The sequence below is a fragment of the Bacillus sp. EB106-06-01-XG163 genome (genome assembly GCF_058791615.1).
Genome location: NZ_JBYTDS010000008.1, coordinates 16,669 through 38,410, shown reverse-complemented (window position 1 = coordinate 38,410; position 21,742 = coordinate 16,669). Strand labels below are relative to the sequence as shown.

Genomic DNA, 21,742 nt, shown 5'->3' with positions numbered 1-21,742 from the left:
ATGCCGCATTTCGGACTGCGCGGGTGAACGGATGACGGATTTCGGCGGTGATTGAATCGGGATCGTTTTTGGAGGTAAGTGGTTCTTTTGGCTTGAGAATGAGTTAGGGACATAGAGGGAGGCTGTTTCTAAGGGAGAATTGACATCTTTATCTTAAAAAGGGGAGGCGCACACATATGGAAATAACTTTTTATCCTTTAACAAATGCTCAAAAACGTATCTGGTATACAGAAAAATTCTATCCGAACACAAGTATTTCAAATCTTGCCGGGTTCGGGAAACTCATTTCTGAAGACGGCGTACAGGCTCATTACGTTGAGAAAGCGATACAGGAATTCGTCCGGCGGTATGAGTCGATGAGAATCCGTCTGCGGCTTGATGATGAGGGGGAGCCCGTTCAATATGTGAGCGAATACCGTCCGCTCTCTATCGGGCACACAGATATCAGGCAAGCCGGCTGCTCTGCGGACGAGCTGTCCAAATGGGGGCGTGAAGAAGCTGGCAAGCCTCTGGCGTTATATGATCAGGATTTATTCCGTTTTTCCGTGCACACGATCAGTGAAAATGAGGTCTGGTTTTACGCTAATGTGCATCACATTATTTCAGACGGGATTTCCATGACGATTCTGGGCAATGCGATTACTGATATTTATTTGGAGCTTTCAGGCGGGACAAGTGAGGAGCAGACGGAGATTCCTTCTTTTATCGAGCACGTGCTGACAGAGCAGGAATATGTGCAGTCGAAGCGGTTTAAAAAGGATCGGGATTTTTGGAACGGGCAGTTTGAGACCGTGCCGGAGCTTGTGTCCCTGAAACGGAGCCAGGCAGATGCGGGTCTTGATGCGAAACGGTTTTCTCAAGAAATTCCTCACGACTTATATGGCCGCATTCATTCATTCTGCGAGGAGCATAAAGTCAGCGTACTATCTCTGTTCCAGTCAGCTCTGATCACTTATCTCTACAAAGTGACCGGCCGGGATGACGTTGTCACGGGTACGTTTATGGGAAACCGGACGAATGCGAAAGAAAAGCAGATGCTCGGGATGTTCGTATCTACGGTGCCTGTGCGGACAAGCGTTGACGGAGGACAGTCGTTCTTGGAATTCGTTAAAGGCCGGATGAAGGATCTGATGAAAATTCTCCGCCACCAAAAGTATCCGTATAACCTGCTTGTCAATGATTTGCGCGCTTCGAAAAGTTCGCTGAGCAGATTGTTTACGGTGGCTCTGGAGTACCAGGTGATGCAGTGGCAGAAAAAAGAGAATCTGTCCTTCCTGACAGACCCTATTTTCAGCGGAAGCGGTACAAATGATATTTCAATTCATGTGAAGGAACGATGGGACACCGGGAAATTGACGATTGATTTTGACTATCGCAGCGACATTTTCAAGGGGGAAGAGATTGAATCTGTTTCTGAACGTTTGATCACGCTGATTGAAGATGCGATTTCATCTCCTGATCGCATAATTGATGAACTTACTCTTCTTTCTGAATCCGAGAAAGAGCGGCTGCTGAAACGGGCCTCCGGCAATCCGGTGAATTACCGCGGAGAGATGACGATACCGGGGCTGTTTGAAGAGAAAGTGAAGTCACTGTCTGACAAACCCGCGGTTGTGTATGAAGGCCGAACATTGTCCTATCGCACATTGCATGAACAGTCAGGCCGTATTGCCGGACGCCTTCTTCAAGCCGGGATATCAGCCGATTCTCCTGTCGCGGTGCTGCTTGGCCGTTCTGAGCGTGTCATTGCGGCAATATTGGGAATTTTGAAAGCGGGCGGCGCCTATGTGCCGATAGATCCTGACTTTCCGGCGGATCGGATTCAGTACATTTTGGAGGACAGCGGAGCGAAGGCTGTTCTGACGGAGGCCGGAATACAGGCGCCTGCAGCGGATGCCGAACGGATTGATTTTGACGAGGCTGTTCAGTATGAAACGGCTGCGGACGGTGTCAGCACACAATCAGACCGGCTGGCTTACATCATCTACACGTCAGGTACAACGGGGCGGCCGAAAGGCGTGATGATTGAGCACCGGCAAGTTCATCATCTGGTGCAATCACTGCAGCAGGAGATTTATCAATGCGGTGAGCAGACGTTAAGAATGGCGCTTTTGGCTCCGTTTCATTTTGATGCGTCCGTCAAACAGATATTTGCCTCGCTTCTTTTGGGACAGACGCTTTATATCGTGCCGAAAACGACTGTAACGAATGGCTCGGCACTGCTGGACTATTATCGTCAAAACCGGATTGAAGCCACTGACGGAACGCCTGCGCATCTGCAGATGATGGTTGCGGCGGGAGATGTCAGCGGAATTGAATTGCGCCACATGCTCATTGGGGGAGAGGGTCTGTCCGCGGCTGTTGCTGAACAGCTGATGACGCTCTTTCATCAATCGGGCAGGACGCCGCGTCTGACGAATGTCTACGGGCCGACAGAAACGTGCGTAGATGCGTCCGTGCATCAGATGTCTGCGGATAACGGAATGAATCAACAGGCGGCGTACGTTCCGATCGGAAAACCGCTCGGCAACGCCCGTCTGTATATATTGGATAAGCACCAGCGGCTTCAGCCCGACGGCACGGCCGGTGAGCTGTATATCGCGGGTGACGGTGTAGGCCGCGGCTATTTAAATCTTCCGGATTTGACCGCAGAGAAGTTTTTGCAGGACCCGTTTAACGGAAGCGGCCGCATGTACCGCACGGGTGATATGGCGCGCTGGCTGCCGGACGGGACGATCGAATATATCGGCCGTGAAGATGATCAGGTGAAAGTCCGCGGCTACCGCATTGAGCTGGGAGAAATTGAAACGGTGCTCAGAAAAGCCCCGGGCGCGGCGCAGGCCGTCGTGCTGGCACGGCCGGATCAGCAGGGCAGCTTAGATGTCTGCGCATATATCGTTCAGGAAAAAGGAACCGAGTTTCACCCTGCCGAGTACAGGGAGTATGTGTCCAAGCACCTTCCTGATTACATGGTGCCCGCTTACTTTACAAAAACGGACGAAATTCCGCTCACGCCGAGCGGGAAGGCGGACCGCAAAAAGCTGTTTGCGCTTGATGTGCAGGCTGTCAGCTCATCTGAATATGCCGCGCCAAGAAATGAAACGGAGGAAACACTTGCCGTCATCTGGCAGGAAGTTCTCGGAATGGACAAGGCGGGCATTTATGATCATTTCTTCGAGTCAGGCGGTCATTCATTAAAGGCAATGACGCTTCTGACGAAAATTCATAAGCAAATGGGCGTTGATATTCCGCTGCAATACTTGTTTGAGCATCCGACGATTGCGGCGCTTGCCGATTATGCGGAAAACCGAAACGAAGGACCGGCATTCAGTGCAATTGAGCCGGCTGAGAAGCAGGCGAGCTATCCGCTTTCGCTCGCTCAGCAGCGGACTTATATCGCAAGCCAATTTGAAGACGCGGGAGTCGGATATAACATGCCGGCTGCGGCCATGATTGAGGGCGCTTTAGACCGTGAAAAGCTTGAGCGTGCATTTTCTGCCTTAATCAGCAGGCATGAAGCGCTCAGAACATCGTTTCAATCAGAGGACGGCACGCCGAGACAAGTGATTGGCGAGCATGTTCCGTTTCATATTGAAATGATCGAAGCGCGCGGAAGAACGAATGAACAGGTCATGAAGGACTTTGTGCGCCGTTTTGATTTATCTGAGGCGCCGCTGTTCAGAATCGGCCTGCAAACGCTCGGTCACAATCGCCATATGCTGCTGTTTGATATGCATCACCTGATTTCTGACGGGGTGTCTATTTCCATCATGCTGAAGGAACTGGCTGACATCTACGGCGGAAATCAGCTGCCTGAATTGCGCATTCAATATAAAGATTATGCCGTATGGCAGGCGGAACGGGCGAAAGAAGGCTACAAGAAGGAGCGGGCGTACTGGAAAGAAGTCTTCAGCGGAGAACTGCCGGTGCTTCAGCTGCTCCCTGATTATCCGCGGTCGCAGGTGCAAAGCTTTGAAGGTGACCGCGTGTCCGCCAAGCTGCCGAAAATGCTGCGGGAACGGCTGCGGAAGCTTGCGGAGAAAAACGGAGCCACCCTTTACATGGTGCTGTTATCAGCATACTATACGCTGCTTTCTAAGTATTCGGGACAGGAAGACATCATCGTGGGAACACCGTCAGCGGGAAGAAATCACTCCGATACCGAGGGGCTTATCGGGATGTTTGTCAACACGCTTGCGCTGCGAAGCTCCGTGAAGCAGGATCAGACATTTGCCGGCTTGTTAGGTCATGTGCGCAAGCAGGTGCTGGATGCGTTTTCTCATCAGGATTATCCGTTTGAGTGGCTGACCGAGGAGCTGAACGTGCCCCGGGACATGAGCAGGCATCCGATATTTGACACGATGTTCAGTCTGCAAAATGCTTCGGACGGAATTGCGGAGATCGGTAATCTGACGCTGTCTCTTCATGAAACAAACTTCAATATCGCCAAATTCGACCTGACCATGCAGGCTCGGGAAACAGCGGAAGGCATTGCGCTTGATTTGGATTATTGCACGAAGCTGTTTAAGCGCTCAACTGCGGATCGCATGCTTGCGCACTATGTCCGTCTGCTGGAAAGCGCGGCAGCTCAGCCGGATGCGAAAATCAGCGAATATGATCTGCTTTCTGAACGGGAGGCTTTGAATCAATTACAGCGGTTCAACCCGGAACGCACGGTATACCCGAAAGATCAAACGATCGTGCAGATCTTTGAAGAACAAGTCCGAAAGAACCCTGACCGGACGGCTCTACAGTTCGAAGGGGAAACCCTGTCGTATCAGCAGCTGAATGAACGCGCCAACATGCTTGCGCGGCATATTCTTTCGGTCGGAGGCGGCGGAAAAACCGCGGCTGTTCTGTGTGAACGGTCAATGGATATGATTGTTTCCATTATGGCTGTGTTAAAAGCGGGGTCCGCCTATGTGCCGATTGATCCTGAGCATCCGGTTCAGCGGATTCAGCATTTCTTCCGCGACAGCGGGGCGAATGTGCTCCTGACTCAGCAAAGCCTCAAGCCGCTTGCGGAAAAGGCCGGTTTTCAAGGCGTCATTGTGCTTGCTGATGATGAGGCGAGCTATGAAAAGGACTCTCACAATCCAGCATTGCCGTTTGATTCCAAAACGATTGCCAATCTCACTTATACATCAGGCACGACGGGAACGCCGAAAGGAAACATCGTCACACATGCCAACATTTTGCGGACGGTAAAAAACACGAACTATTTGACTGTTTCTGAAGAGGACACAGTGCTCGGTCTGTCAAACTACGTTTTTGACGCTTTTATGTTTGATATGTTCGGTTCGCTGTTAAACGGTGCAAAGCTTGTGATCGTCCCGAAAGATACCGTGCTGGATATGTCACGCCTGTCCCGTGTGATCAAACGGGAGAACGTCAGCATTCTGATGATTACGACGGCCCTGTTCCACCTGCTTGTTGATATGGAGCCGTCCTGTCTGACGACGCTTCGGAAAATCATGTTCGGGGGCGAAAGAGCGTCTGTAGAACATGTCAAAAAGGCGCTTGCGGCAGTCGGAAAAGGAAGACTGCTTCATATGTACGGTCCGTCGGAAAGCACGGTGTTTGCGACATACCATCCGGTGGATGTCATTGAAGAGGATACGCTCTCCGTTCCGATCGGGAAACCGGTCAGCAATACGGAAGTCTTCATCATGAACTCAGCCGGACGCATTCAGCCGGCGGGTATCGCGGGAGAGCTGTGCGTCAGCGGGGAAGGTCTCGTAGAAGGCTACTACAACCGTCCTGAACTGACGGAAGAAAAATTTGTAAAGCATCCGTTTAAGGAAGGTGAACGGATGTATAAAACGGGCGACTTGGCCAGATGGCTTCCGAATGGCGATATCGAGTTTATCGGACGTATCGACCATCAGGTGAAAATCCGCGGTCAGCGAATTGAGCTTGGCGAAATTGAGCATCAGCTTCAAAGTCATGACCAGATTCAGGAATGCATTGTGCTCGCTGTGGATCAGGGCGCGGGTGACAAACTTCTTTGCGCGTATGTTGTCGGCCTCAGGGAAATCTCTTCCCGGGAGCTGAGGGAGCATTCGGCGAAGGATCTTCCGGCTTATATGATTCCGTCCGTCTTTATTCAATTGGATGAACTGCCTCTTACAGGGAACGGAAAAATCGACAGGCGGGCGCTGCCAATGCCGGATGTGACCGCAGCGAATGCCGTGTCATATACGGCGCCGCGCAATGAAACAGAACAAAAACTGGCGGATATTTGGGCTGAGGTGCTGCAAATGGAGCGGGTCGGCGTCCATGACCAGTTCTTTGAGATCGGGGGCCACTCGTTAGCGGGGATGAAACTGCTGGCCCTTATTCAGAAGACATTCGGCGTGCAGCTTACCTTAAAGGATCTGTTCACTTCTCCGACGGCCGCGGGGCTGGCGCAGCTGATTGAAGGGGCTGAGCGGAAGGCGGCTGAGAGCATCGCACCGGCGGCCGAGCGGGAAACGTATCCGGTTTCTTCACCGCAGAAGCGGATGTTCGTGCTTCAGCAGCTGGAAGGCGCTGAAACAAGCTATAACATGCCGTCTGTGCTCCGCTTAAAAGGAAAGCTTGATGCAGAAAAGCTGAAATCCGTCATGAAACAGCTGACAGAACGCCATGAAGCCTTCAGAACGACATTTGACATACAGGATGGAGAAACGGTTCAGCGCATATGGACGGAAGCTGATATCAACATGGAATATTATGAAGCCTCTGAAGAAGATGCTGAACGGATTATTCAGAGCTTTATCCGGCCGTTCCGCCTGGATCAGCTTCCTCTCGTCAGAACGGGACTGGTCAAGCTGGCTGAACATGACCACCTGCTGCTGTTTGACATGCACCATATCATTTCGGACGGCGCTTCAGTCGGCGTGCTGATAGATGAACTGTCCCGCTTGTATGGCGGTGAAACGCTTGAGCCGTTGCGGATTCATTATAAAGACTATGCGGTATGGCAGCAGAAATTTATTCAATCAGAGCAGTACCGCAAGCAGGAGGAGCATTGGCTTCGGGAGCTTGACGGCGAGCTTCCGGTATTGACGCTGCCGGCTGATTACAGCCGTCCGGCCGTGCAAACCTTTGAAGGAGACAAGCTGGTCTTTTCTCTGACTGAGGAACAGACGTCGGCTCTTCGCAGTCTTGCGAAACAAACGGATTCTACCATGTACATGGTGCTGCTGGCGTCATACAGCGCCTTTCTCTCAAAACTGAGCGGACAGCATGACATCATTGTGGGCTCGCCGGTTGCGGGACGGTCACATGCGGATCTCGCAAACGTCATCGGTGTTTTTGTGAATACACTCGCGCTTCGTACGTATCCGGAAGCGGACAAAACGTTCACGGACTATCTTAAAGAAGTAAAACAAACCGCTTTACATGCATTTGACGCGCAGGATTATCCGCTTGAAGACCTTCTGCAAAAGGTTGAGGTGCAGCGTGATACGAGCAGAAATCCGCTGTTTGATGCGGTATTCTCAATGCAAAATGCAAATGCGGAAGATCTGGTCATGGAAGGAATTGAGCTGAAGCACCATCCGTTTGACAGAAAAACAGCCAAGTTTGACCTGACAATGACGGCTGAGGACACAGACGAAGGTTTAACGTTTGTGCTTGAATATAACACCGCGCTGTTTAAACCGGAAACGGCAGAGACATGGAAGCATTACTGGCTTCAACTGTTAGAAGCCGCAGCGGAAAATCCGGCTGCGAAGCTTTCTGAGCTTTCATTGGTGAATAAAACAGAAAAACAAGCCCTCCTTGACGCATGGAAAGGAAAAACAATTTCTGTGCCGCGGGACAAAACGGTTCACCTTCTCTTTGAAGAAACGGCCGCCCGCTACGCGAACCGGCCGGCCGCGGCATATAACGGCGCGAAATGGACGTACGGCGAGCTGAACGCAAGGGCGAATCGCATCGCGCGCATTCTCATGGACTGCGGCGTCACGGCTGACGAACGTGTCGGCATTTTGACGAAACCGTCCTTGGAAATGGCCGCGGGCGTACTCGGCGTCCTGAAAGCGGGCGCGGCATTTGTGCCGATTGACCCCGACTACCCGGAAGAGCGGATCAGCTACATTCTGCAGGACAGCGGCGCCAAGCTTCTTCTCACACAGGAAGCGCTGGGCGTGCCGGAAAGCTACAAAGGAGAAACGATTCTGCTTGACGGCGGACGCTCCATTCTGAGCCTGCCGCTTGATGAAAACGATGAAGCGAACCCGCAGACGGAAACAACGGCGGATCATCTCGCTTATATGATTTACACGTCAGGAACGACCGGACAGCCGAAGGGTGTCATGGTCGAACACCATGCGCTGGTGAACCTGTGCTTCTGGCATCACGACGCATTCGCCATGACGGCGGATGATAAAAGCGCCAAATACGCGGGCTTCGGTTTTGACGCCTCTATCTGGGAAATGTTCCCGACATGGACCATCGGCGCGGAGCTTCACGTCATTGACGAAGCGATCCGGCTGGATATCACCCGCTTAAATCACTATTTCGAAGAGCACGGCGTGACCATCACCTTCCTGCCGACGCAGCTTGCCGAACAATTTATGGAGCTGGAAAATACCTCTCTCCGCATGCTTCTTGTCGGCGGCGACAAGCTGAAGCGGGCGGTGAAACAGCCGTACACGATCGTCAACAACTACGGCCCGACGGAAAACACCGTCGTCGCGACAAGCGGCGTCATCAATCCGGAGGAAGGATCGCTTTCGATCGGACGGGCGATTGCCAATACGAGAGTTTATATTCTCGGCGACGGCGATCAGGTGCAGCCGGAAGGCATTGCCGGTGAATTGTGCGTGGCTGGCCGCGGTCTGGCGCGCGGATACCTGAACCGTGAAGAAGAAACGGCGAAGCGGTTTACCGCCGATCCGTTCGTGCCCGGCGAGCGCATGTACCGGACCGGCGACCTCGTCAAATGGAACGCGCAGTGCGGCATCGAATACATCGGGCGTATCGACCAGCAGGTCAAAGTGCGGGGCTATCGGATCGAGCTTTCAGAAATCGAAGTCCGCCTCGCCCAGCTTGCGGACGTTCATGACGCAGCGGTGACGGCCGTGGAAGACAAAGCGGGCAATACCGCGCTTTGCGCCTATGTCGCGCCTCAGCAGGACGATATTGAAGCGCTCAAAGCCGCGCTGAAAGACAAGCTGCCTGACTACATGGTGCCGGCGTTCTGGGTGGAGATGGACGAGCTTCCGGTCACCGCAAACGGAAAGATTGACAAAAAAGCCCTGCCGGCGCCTGACATTGAAGCGGGAAGCGCCGCGTACAAAGCGCCGGAAACGGAGATGGAGACGCTGCTTTCCGACATTTGGCAGGAAGTGCTCGGTCTTGATCAGATCGGCGTAAGCGACAATTTCTTCACGCTCGGCGGGGATTCGATCAAAGGCATCCAAATGGCGAGCCGCCTGAACCAGCACGGCTACAAGCTGGAGATGAAGGATCTCTTCCAGCATCCGACCATCGAAGAGCTCGTCTCTTATGTGGAGCGGACGGAAGGCAAGCAGGCCGACCAGGGCCCTGTCGAAGGCGAAGCGGCCTTAACGCCGATCCAGCGCTGGTTCTTTGAGAAAAACTTCACGGACAAACACCACTGGAACCAATCCGTCATGCTTCACGCGAAAGACGGCTTTGATCCGGACCTGGTGGAAAAAACCCTGCAAGCATTGATTGAACACCATGATGCGCTCCGGATGATTTATCGTGAACAAAAACCGTATTACAGAGGGCTTGAGGATGTGTCTGTTGAACTGAACGTCTTTGAGCTGAACGGACCTGCTGAAGACCATGAGGACCGTATCGAACGGGAAGCAGACCGTCTTCAAAGCAGTATTTCACTGGAAATAGGACATCTCTTGAAAGCCGGGCTCTTCCGGGCTGAAGATGGAGACCACCTTCTTCTCGCAATCCATCACTTAGTCGTGGATGGTGTATCTTGGCGGATTTTACTGGAGGACTTTACGTCCGTGTATACGCAGCTGAAGCAAGGCAATGAACCGGCGCTGCCGCCGAAAACACATTCATTCGCCGAATTTGCCGAGAGAATCAAAGAATACGCAAATACGAAGGCGTTTCTGAAAGAAGCGGATTACTGGAGAGAGCTTGAGGAAAAAGAGGTATGCACTCAGCTTCCGAAAGACAGGCAGTCTGGTGATCAGCGCATGAGACATACGAGAACGGTCAGCTTCTCTCTGACGCCTGAACAAACTGAACAGCTGACGACAAACGTACATGAAGCCTATCACACCGAAATGAACGACATCCTGCTCACGGCGCTCGGACTGGCGCTGAAAGAGTGGACGGGTGAAGACACGATCGGCGTTCATTTGGAAGGCCACGGGCGCGAAGACATTCTTGACAGCTTGAATATCACCCGGACGGTCGGATGGTTTACGAGCATGTATCCGATGATCCTTGAGATGAAGCACGCCGACGATCTTTCATATCAGCTGAAACAAATGAAAGAAGACATCAGACACATCCCGAACAAAGGAGTCGGCTACGGCATTCTGCGTTATGTAACGGCGCCTGAGCATAAAGAGAATCTTTCATTTGAGATTGATCCGGATATCAGCTTTAACTACTTAGGCCAGTTTAATGAGATGTCGGATTCCGGCTTATTTACAAGATCCGGGATGCCGTCAGGACAATCGCTGAGCCCTGACACAGAGAAGCCGAATGCGCTTGATATTGTCGGATTTATAGAAAATGGGCAGATGACGATGACGTTTGCCTATCATTCTCTCGAATTTCATGAAAAAACCATTCAATCGTTCAGTGACAGCTTTAAAGGGCACCTCTTGAAAATCATAGATCACTGCCTGGCCCAAGACGGACCTGAGCTTACGCCTAGCGATCTTGGCGATGATGATCTGACGCTTGATGAACTTGATAAATTAATGGAAATTCTCTAACAGAAAAGACAGAGGTGACATATGAGCAAAAAATCGATTCAAAAGGTGTATGCACTCACACCGATGCAGGAGGGAATGCTGTATCATGCGCTGCTTGATCCGCATTCTTCCTCCTACTTCACACAATTAGAGCTTAGGATTCACGGAAGTTTTCAGCTGGAGCTTTTTGAAAAAAGCGTCAATGAGCTGATCCGGACATATGACATCCTGCGTACGGTATTCGTGCACCAGCAGCTTCAAAAACCGCGCCAAGTCGTATTAGCCGAGCGGAAGACGAAGGTGCACTATGAAGATATCAGTCAATTAGATGAAGCGCGCCAAACCGAATATATTGAACGCTATAAACGCGGCGTGCAGCAGCAGGGCTTTCATCTGGCGAAAGATATTCTCTTTAAAGCAGCGGTGTTCAGACTCAGTGAGAAGGAGCTGTATCTCGTCTGGAGCAATCATCATATCGTCATGGACGGCTGGAGTATGGGCGTTTTGATGAAAAGCCTGTTCCAAAACTATGAAGCGCTTCGTGCCGGCCGGCCCGCCGGGGGAAGCCAGGGCAAACCTTACTCTGACTATATCAAATGGCTCGGAGGCCGGGATTATGAGGAGGCGGAACAATATTGGAGCAGCCGACTGGCGGATTTCGAACAGCCGAGCCTGCTCCCGGGCCGTCTGGCATCAGAAAAGAAAGACTACCAAAATGAAGAATATTCTTTTGTCTGGGATGAAGAGCTGGTCGCGCAGATTCAGCAGACCGCCAACCGGCATCAAGTCACGGGACCTAACCTGTTTCAGGCCGTTTGGGGTGCGGTGCTCAGCAAATACAACTATACAGACGATGTGGTGTTCGGCACCGTCGTATCAGGCCGTCCTTCAGAAATCAACGGCATAGAAACGATGGCGGGGCTGTTCATCAATACAATTCCCGTCAGAATCAAAATTGACAAAGATGCAGCCTTTTCGGACGTGATGGCGGCAGTTCAGAAAAACGCCGTGGAAGCCGAGCGCTATGATTATGTGCCGCTCTATGACATTCAAAAGCGCTCCGCCCTGGACGGCAGCCTCTTAAATCATTTGGTCGCGTTTGAAAACTATCCGCTGGACAAAGAGCTGGAAAACGGGGGCATGGAGGAAAGACTCGGCTTTTCCATTAAAGTTGAACATGCTTTTGAGCAGACGAGCTTTGATTTCAATCTCATCGTGTATCCGGGAAAAACGTGGACTGTCAAAATCAAATACAACGGAGCGGCTTTCGCTCATGATGCCATCGAACGAACGGCGCACCATCTGACCCGCATGATGAAAGCCGCGGTCGGAACGCCTGACGCGCCCGTGCGGGAACTCGGCCTTGTTTCAGGCGAAGAAGAGCGGCAGATTGTTGAGATATTCAATGATACGAAAACGGCGCTTCCGGAAGAGGAGGCCGTTCACCGTTTGTTTGAAACACAGGCAAACCGGACGCCTGCAAGCATCGCGATAAAAGAAGCGGGACGCGAATGGACCTACCGTGAAGTGAACGAAGCGGCCAACCGTCTGGCGAGACACCTTGTGAAGAGCGGGCTGGAAAAAGGCCGGACCGCCGCTATTATGAACGACCGGTCTGCGGAAACCGTTGTCGGAATGCTTGCCGTCCTAAAAGCAGGCGGCGCATATGTGCCGATTGATCCGGCTTTTCCGGAGGACCGTCTCCGCTTTATGGCGGAAGACAGCTCGATTCGGCTCGTGCTGACAGTTCAGGACTATCAAGAACAAGCGGGCACATTGCAAGTCCCGGTCGTCATGCTGGATGAAAGCGCGGATGAAACGGTAAGCGGAACAGACTTGAATCTTCCGGCCGGCGGCAACGACTTGGCGTATATCATGTATACATCCGGATCGACCGGCAAACCGAAAGGCGTCATGATTGAACACAGAAATATCATCAGGCTCGTCAAACATTCGAATTACGTGCCGGTTCATGAAGAAGACCGGATGGCGCAAACGGGAGCCGTCAGCTTTGATGCCGGAACCTTCGAAGTCTTCGGCGCATTGCTGAACGGAGCGTCATTGCACCCGGTGAAAAAAGAGACGCTGCTTGACGCCGGACAATTCGCCCAATTTCTGAAAGAGCAGCGGATCACGACCATGTGGCTGACGTCTCCGCTGTTTAATCAGCTTGCCCAAAAGGATGCCGGCATGTTTAACACGCTCCGGCACCTCATCATCGGCGGTGATGCGCTTGTGCCGCATATCGTCAGCAAAGTGAGAAAGGCATCACCGGAGCTGTCGCTTTGGAACGGATACGGGCCGACGGAGAATACGACGTTTTCGACGAGTTTTCTCATTGATCAGGATTATGACGGTTCGGTCCCGATCGGGAAGCCGATCGGAAATTCCACTGCGTACATTATGGATGAAAACCGCAACCTCCAGCCGATCGGCGCGCCCGGTGAGCTGTGCGTCGGCGGAAGCGGAGTGGCAAGAGGCTATGTGAACCTGTCTGAATTAACGGAGAAGCAGTTTGTCCGCGATCCGTTCAGACCGGATGAAATGATATACCGGACGGGGGACTTGGCGAAGTGGCTTCCGGACGGCACGATCGAGTTTCTCGGCAGAATTGACAACCAAGTAAAGGTCCGCGGTTTCAGAATCGAGCTCGGCGAAATCGAGGCGAAAATCAGCCAGGCGGAGAATGTGACGGAATCTGCGGCTGTGATCCGGAAAAATAAAGCGGATGAAAATGAAATCTGCGCTTACTTTACGGCAGACCAAGCCCTTTCGCCGGAAGACCTGCGCAAAACACTTTCGGAATCACTTCCGGAATATATGATTCCCGCGCACTTCATCCAGATGAATCAGTTTCCGCTGACGGCGAACGGAAAAATTGATAAAAAAGCGCTGCCTGAGCCTCAGGCTGAAGCCGTTCAAAAAGAATACGTAGCGCCGAAAACGGAAGCGGAGCAGAAACTCGCCGACATTTGGGAAGGCATTCTCGGTGTAAAAGCGGGTGTGACTGACAATTTCTTCACGATTGGCGGACATTCTTTAAAAGCCATGATGATGACCGCTAAAATCCAGGAGCACTTTCAAAAAGAAGTACCGATTAAAGTGTTATTTGAAAAGCCGACCATTCAGGAGCTTGCGCATTATTTGGAGCATGAGAGCGAGGAGGAACAGCAGTTTGAACCGATCCGACAAGCGCCTTATCAGAAGCATTATCCTGTTTCCTCAGCACAGCGCAGGATGTATATCCTTAATCAGCTCGGACAGGCCAGCACGAGCTACAACGTCCCTGCTGTACTTCTGCTGGAAGGATCAGTAGACAAAAACCGTCTTGAAGAGGCCATGCAGGCATTAATCAACCGTCATGAGACACTGCGTACGTCGTTTGACATGGCAGATGGAGAAGTCGTGCAGACCATTCATAAAAATGTGTCGTTTGAGCTTGAAACCGCCGAGGGCCGGGAAGAAGATGCAGAAGAGCTGACAAAAGCCTTTATCAGGCCGTTTGCGCTCAATCGTGCGCCGCTGGTCCGTTCGAAGCTGATCCGGCTTGAAGAAGACCGGCATCTTCTGCTGATTGACATGCACCACATTATTACGGACGGAAGCTCAATGGGCATTTTCATCGGTGATCTTGCGAAGCTTTATCAAGGCACGGAGCTTGCGCTGCCAAAGATTCATTATAAGGATTTTTCAGTCTGGCAGCGTGAAAAAGCAAGTCTCGATCAGCACGAAGCCTACTGGCTTGATACGTTCAAAGGCGATCTGCCGGTGTTGGATCTGCCGCTTGATTTCCCGCGTCCTGCCGAGCGCAGTTTTGAAGGGGAACGCGTCATCTTCGGGCTTGATAAACAGGTGACGGCGCAGATTAAGAAGCTGCTGGCTGATACGGATACGACGATGTACATGTTCTTGTTAGCCGCTTTTCAAGTGCTGCTGTCCAAATATTCGGGTCAGGAAGACATCGTAGTCGGGTCTCCGGCGGCCGGAAGACAGCATCCTGATCTCCAAGACGTGCCGGGCATGTTTGTCAACACAGTTGCGCTTCGGTCGCATCCTGCCGGCAAAAAAACGTTCAAACAATTTCTGGATGAGGTGAAAACGGCGAGCCTTCAAGCTTTTGAGCATCAAAGCTATCCGCTTGAAGAATTAATTGAAAAACTGCCGTTAACGAGGGACACAAGCCGGAGTCCGCTGTTCAGCGTGTTATTTAATATGCAGAACATGGAGATCCCGGCCCTGCGGCTCGGAGATTTGGAGATTTCTTCTTACTCCATGCATCATCATGTCGCTAAATTTGATCTTTCCTTAGAAGCGGCTGAGCGCGGAGAAGAGGTCGGATTGAGCTTTGATTACGCGAAAGCCTTATTTGCGGACGAAACCATCCGCCGCTGGAGCGCTCATTTTGTCAATCTGATTAAAGCCTGCGCTGAAAATCCGGATATTCAGCTGGCCGATGCAAGCCTGCTGTCAGCTCCTGAGCGGGAAGCGCTCCTTTCTGATGAAAAACGGACGGAGGCGGATCTGCCTGAGGGCACTTTTGTTTCGCTGTTTGAACGGCAAGCGCAAAAAACGCCTGATCTCACGGCGGTTGCGGGCGGAATAAGTCTGACATATCGTGAGCTTGATGAACGCTCGAACCGGTTTGCCCGCCACCTTCAGGCTTGCGGAACGGGCAGTGAGGACATCGTGGCCATTATGATGGATCGTTCGGCCGACTTGATTACCGCGATTCTCGGCGTCATGAAAGCCGGAGCGGCATTTCTCCCGATTGATCCGGAGACTCCTGAAGAGAGAATCCGCTACTCTCTTGAAGACAGCGGAACGAAGCTTCTGGTCGTCAATGAGAGAAACATGACCGCGGCCGCCGTTTATAAAGGAAATACGGTCGTAATGGAAGACGGAGAATGGCAGAACGAAAGCGCCGACCGGCTTGAAACGGAGCCCGGCGCCGACCAGCTTGCATATATCATTTATACCTCGGGAACAACGGGCAAACCGAAAGGCGTCCAGCTGGAGCACCGCAATCTAATCAATTATGTCACATGGTTCAGCCGTGAAGCCGGTTTGACCGAAGCTGACAAATCCGTGCTGCTGTCTTCTTACGCATTTGATCTCGGCTATACGGCTATATTCCCGATTCTTCAGGCGGGCGGCGAGCTGCACATTGTGCCGAAAGAGACGTACACCGCGCCTGATCAGCTTGGTGAGTATATACAGGAAAACGGCATTACGTATATGAAACTGACGCCGTCATTGTTCCATATGATCGTCAATACAGCCCGCTTTGCGGCAGAACGCCGTTTCAGCCCGCTTCGTTTAGTGGTGCTCGGCGGAGAAAAGATCATCACGTCCGATGTCCGCAAATTTCATGACGTATACGCCCATACCGACTTCATCAATCACTACGGGCCGACGGAAACGACGATCGGCGCCATTGCGGAACGGATCAATATGGAGCGTCTTGATCAATATGAGCAGCGTCCCGTCATCGGCCGCCCGATCGCAAATACCGGCGCGCTTGTATTGGACGGAGCAATGCAGCTCGTTCCTCCGGGCGCAAGCGGCGAGCTTTATATTACCGGGAAGGGGCTTGCCAGAGGATATCTTCACCGTCCGCAGCTGACGGCGGAGAAATTTCTCTCAAATCCTTTTTCACCGGACAGCCTCATGTACAAAACGGGAGATGTCGTCCGCAGGCTTCCTGACGGGACGATTGAATTTATCGGCCGTGCGGATGATCAGGTGAAAATCCGGGGCTACCGCATTGAATTAAAAGAGGTTGAAACTGTGCTGTTAAGCGTAAACGGCATTCAGGAGGCTGTCGTTCTCGCAGTCAGCGAAGGCGGGCTGCCGGAACTGTGCGCGTACTATAAAGCCGACAGCGAGCTGAAAGGCTCTGAGCTTCGCAAACGGCTTTCCGAAACACTGCCGTCTCATATGCTTCCGGCCTATTTCGTGCAGGTAGACCGCATTCCGCTTACAGCCAACGGAAAAACCGATAAAAACGCCCTTCCGAAACCGGGCGTCAGCCAAACGGCGCAAACAGCTTCAGCCTTGCCGGAAACGGAATTGGAGGAAAAGCTGTGCCGCATTTGGAAACAGACACTCGGTACGGATACTCTCGGCATTGACGATAATTTCTTCGATTATGGCGGGCACTCTTTAAAAGGCATGATGCTCCTCGCCAATATTCAGGCTGAACTGGACAAAACGGTTCCGTTAAAAGCGCTGTTCGAACAGCCGACTGTCCGCCTGCTTGCCGCATATATTGAAAAATCAGCGGTATCTGAGGGATATCGGATGATCTCACCGGCCGACAGTGCAGACGCGTACCCGTTATCATCCGCCCAAAAACGGATGTACGTCCTGAACCAGCTTGACCGGGAGACAATCAGTTATAATATGCCGTCCGTTCTTCTGATGGAAGGAGAAGTCAATATTTCAAGGCTTCAGGAAGCGCTCAATCAGATGATCGATCGCCACGAATCTTTGCGGACGTCCTTTATCGATCAAAACGGCCGCCCGATGCAGCAGATCGCAGAACAGGCTGACATCGACCTGCACATCTTTGAAGCAGCGGACGAGGAGAAAGCGGATCTTATCATTCAGGCATTCATTAAGCCGTTCGATCTGAGTGCGGCTCCGCTCATTCGGGCCGCTCTTGTCAGACTGAATGAAAAGAAACACCTGCTGCTGCTGGATATGCATCATATTATTGCCGACGGCGTGTCCAGAAGCATGCTGGTCAAAGAGCTCGCTCATCTTTACAAAGGCGGAAGCCTGCCGTCGCCGAACCTGCACTATAAAGACTTCGCCGTCTGGCAGAATGAACCCGAGCAGGCCGAACGGATGAAAGACCATGAGCGTTATTGGCTCTCCGCATTTTCCGGCGAGCTTCCTGAATTGAATCTGCCGACCGATTTCCCCCGTCCGCCGGTTCAAAGTTTTAAAGGACAATCCGTCCGTTTCAGAGCGGGGCGTGAAACGGAAAAAGCGGTGCGTGAATTAATGGAATCATCGGGAGCGACTCTTCATATGGTGCTTCACGCCGCGTTCCATGTCTTTTTGAGCAAAATCACGGGGCAGCGCGATATCATTATCGGCTCGGTGACCGCCGGAAGAACGAGCGCCGAAGTTCAGGAAATGCCGGGGATGTTTGTCAATACGCTTGCGCTTCGCAATGAAACGCGAAAAGAGCAGACCTTCGCCGGGCTGCTCGAACGAGTGAAACAAACCAATCTCGACGCGCTGGCGCATCAGGATTATCCGTTTGAGGATCTGATCGGAAAGCTTGACCTGCCGAGAGATATGAGCCGCAACCCATTGTTCCAGGTTATGGTGACGACAGAAGATCCGGATAAAGAAACACTGGAACTGGAGAACCTGCGCATCACTCCGTATGAGTCAAACCAAGGCACGGCGAAATTCGATCTGACACTCGGCGGCTTTACGGATCAAGAAGGTCTCGGCCTTCAGTTTGAATATGCGACTGATCTGTTTAAAAAAGAAACAATTGAAAAGTGGAGCGCCGGGTTCCTGCGGATTCTGAAGCAAGCGGCAGAAAGTCCGGACAGAAAGCTGCCTGAGATTTCACTGATCAGCGATGCTGAAAAACAAGCCCTCCTTGACGCATGGAAAGGAAAAACACTTTCTGTGCCGCGGGACAAAACGGTTCACCGTCTCTTTGAAGAAACGGCCGCCCGCTACGCGAACCGGCCGGCCGCGGCATATAACGGCGCGAAATGGACGTACGGCGAGCTGAACGCAAGGGCGAACCGCATCGCGCGCATTCTCATGGACTGCGGCGTCACGGCTGACGAACGTGTCGGCATTTTGACGAAACCGTCCTTGGAAATGGCCGCGGGCGTACTCGGCGTCCTGAAAGCGGGCGCGGCATTTGTGCCGATTGACCCCGACTACCCGGAAGAGCGCATCAGCTACATTTTGCAGGACAGCGGCGCCAAGCTTCTTCTCACACAGGAAGCGCTGGGCGTGCCGGACAGCTACAACGGAGAAACGATCCTGCTTGACGGCAGCCGCTCCATTCTGAGCCTGCCGCTTGATGAAAACGATGAAGCGAACCCGCAGACGGAAACAACGGCGGATCATCTCGCTTATATGATTTACACGTCAGGAACGACCGGACAGCCGAAGGGTGTCATGGTCGAACACCATGCGCTGGTGAACCTGTGTTTCTGGCATCACGACGCATTCGCCATGACGGCGGATGATAAAAGCGCCAAATACGCGGGCTTCGGTTTTGACGCCTCCATCTGGGAGATGTTCCCGACATGGACCATCGGCGCGGAGCTTCATGTCATTGACGAAGCGATCCGGCTGGATATCACCCGCTTAAATCACTATTTCGAGGAGAACGGCGTGACCATCACCTTCCTGCCGACGCAGCTGGCCGAACAATTTATGGAGCTGGAAAATACCTCTCTCCGCATGCTTCTCGTCGGCGGCGACAAGCTGAAGCGGGCGGTGAAACAGCCGTACACGATCGTCAACAACTACGGCCCGACGGAAAACACCGTCGTCGCGACAAGCGGCGTCATCAATCCGGAGGAAGGATCGCTTTCGATCGGACGGGCAATTGCCAATACGAGAGTTTATATTCTCGGCGACGGCGATCAGGTGCAGCCGGAAGGCATTGCCGGTGAATTGTGCGTGGCCGGCCGCGGTCTTGCGCGCGGATACCTGAACCGTGAAGAAGAAACGGCGAAGCGGTTTACCGCAGATCCGTTCGTGCCCGGCGAGCGCATGTACCGGACCGGCGACCTCGTCAAATGGAACGCGCAGTGCGGCATCGAATACATCGGGCGTATTGATCAGCAGGTCAAAGTGCGGGGCTACCGGATCGAGCTTTCAGAAATCGAAGTCCGCCTCTCCCAGCTTGCGGACGTTCATGACGCAGCGGTGACGGCCGTGGAAGACAAAGCGGGCAATACCGCGCTTTGCGCCTATGTCGCTCCTCAGCAGGACGATATTGAAGCGCTCAAAGCCGCGCTGAAAGACAAGCTGCCTGACTACATGGTGCCGGCGTTCTGGGTGGAGATGGACGAGCTTCCGGTCACCGCAAACGGAAAGATTGACAAAAAAGCCCTGCCGGCGCCTGACATTGAAGCGGGAAGCGCCGCGTACAAAGCGCCGGAAACGGAGATGGAGACCCTGCTTTCCGACATTTGGCAGGAAGTGCTCGGTCTTGATCAGATCGGCGTAAGCGACAATTTCTTCACGCTCGGCGGGGATTCGATCAAAGGCATCCAAATGGCGAGCCGCCTGAACCAGCACGGCTACAAGCTGGAGATGAAAGATCTCTTCCAGCATCCGACCATCGAAGAGCTCGTCTCCTATGTGGAGCGGACGGAAGGCAAGCAGGCCGACCAGGGCCCTGTCGAAGGCGAAGCGGAGTTAACGCCGATCCAGCGCTGGTTCTTTGAACGAAACTTTACCGACAAACACCACTGGAACCAATCCGTCATGCTTCACGCGAAAGACGGCTTTGATCCGGACCTGGTGGAAAAAACCCTGCAAGCATTGATTGAACACCATGATGCGCTCCGCATGGTTTACCGTGAAGAAAGGGAAGGCATCATTCAGACATACCTCCCTGTCACAGAATGCAAGGCAAGCTTTGAAATCGTTGATCTGTACGGAACTGACGAGGATATGCTGAAAAGCCAGATTCAGCGGCTTGCCGATCATCTTCAGGGAAGTCTTGATCTGGAGAACGGCCCGCTGTTAAAAGCGGAGCAATACCGGACAGAACAAGGCGATCATCTGTTAATCGCGGTTCACCATCTCGTCGTGGACGGGGTTTCATGGAGAATTCTGCTTGAGGATTTCGCTTCAGGTTATAAACAGGCGCAGCAGCAAAACAGCATCGTCCTCCCGCAGAAAACCCACTCCTTTAAAGATTGGGCGGAGGCGCTGAACACGTTTGCGCAATCAGAAGAGCTGAAAAAGCAGGCGGCTTATTGGGCGCAGGCAGATGCGGAAGAACTCCAGCCGCTGCCGAAAGACCATGATCCGAACAAACGGCTCGTCAAACATACGGCGGCCGTGAAATGTGAATTGACTGAGGAAGAAACGGCACAGCTGCTCACAGATGTTCATCATCCGTACGGAACGGAAATCAACGACATTCTGCTCAGCGCGCTCGGCTTAACGATCGGTGAATGGACGGAAAACGGCAAAGTCGGCATCAACTTAGAAGGACACGGCCGGGAAGAAATCATACCGAATGTCAATATTTCACGGACGGTCGGCTGGTTTACGGCCCAATATCCGTTGATTCTGCAGATCAGCAAGGAAGACGGCGTCTCTTCCGTCATTAAAACGGTAAAAGAGACGGTGCGGCGCGTTCCTGATAAAGGTGTAGGATACGGGATTCTCCGGTATCTGTCATCCGATGAAACAGAAAAAGGCGTCACGCCTGAAATCAGTTTTAACTACTTAGGGCAGTTTGACAATGAAGTGAAAACGGAATGGTTTGAGCCGTCTCCATATGATATGGGACGTCAAGTCAGCGAAGAGTCAGAGGCGTTATACGCACTGAGCTTCAGCGGGATGGTTACAGGCGGCCGCTTCGTCATTTCCTGCTCATACAATCAGGAAGAATATGAAAGAAGCACCGTCGAAACACAGATGCAGCGGTTTAAAGACAATCTCTTAATGATCATCCGCCATTGCACAGCCAAAGAGGAGAAAGAATTTACGCCGAGCGATTTCAGCGCGCAGGATCTTGAGATGGATGAAATGGGAGACATCTTTGACATGCTTGAGGAGAATTTAACGTGACAAAAACAGTTAACAGAAGGGGGGAGCGG

General features: G+C 52.4%; 2 protein-coding genes. Both read left to right on the top strand.

Going from position 1 to position 21,742, the window contains the following annotated elements; genetic code table 11:
• Positions 1-176 precede the first annotated feature (176 nt).
• Positions 177-10,931: a surfactin non-ribosomal peptide synthetase SrfAA gene (srfAA, locus tag AC3WTF_RS11255; RefSeq protein ID WP_492314260.1), complete on the top strand. Its 10,755-nt coding sequence runs from the start codon at positions 177-179 to the stop codon at positions 10,929-10,931.
• Between the two features lie 21 nt (positions 10,932-10,952).
• The gene (srfAB, locus tag AC3WTF_RS11250) at positions 10,953-21,713 is read left to right on the top strand and encodes a surfactin non-ribosomal peptide synthetase SrfAB (protein ID WP_119001701.1); all 10,761 of its coding nucleotides are present in this window, start codon (positions 10,953-10,955) and stop codon (positions 21,711-21,713) included.
• Positions 21,714-21,742: the final 29 nt, after the last annotated feature.

What these genes read in the sequence shown, in the direction of transcription:
- srfAA (WP_492314260.1), top strand. Translation starts at nt 177, where the DNA reads ATGGAAATAACTTTTTATCCTTTAACAAATGCTCAAAAACGTATCTGG.
- srfAB (WP_119001701.1), top strand. Translation starts at nt 10,953, where the DNA reads ATGAGCAAAAAATCGATTCAAAAGGTGTATGCACTCACACCGATGCAG.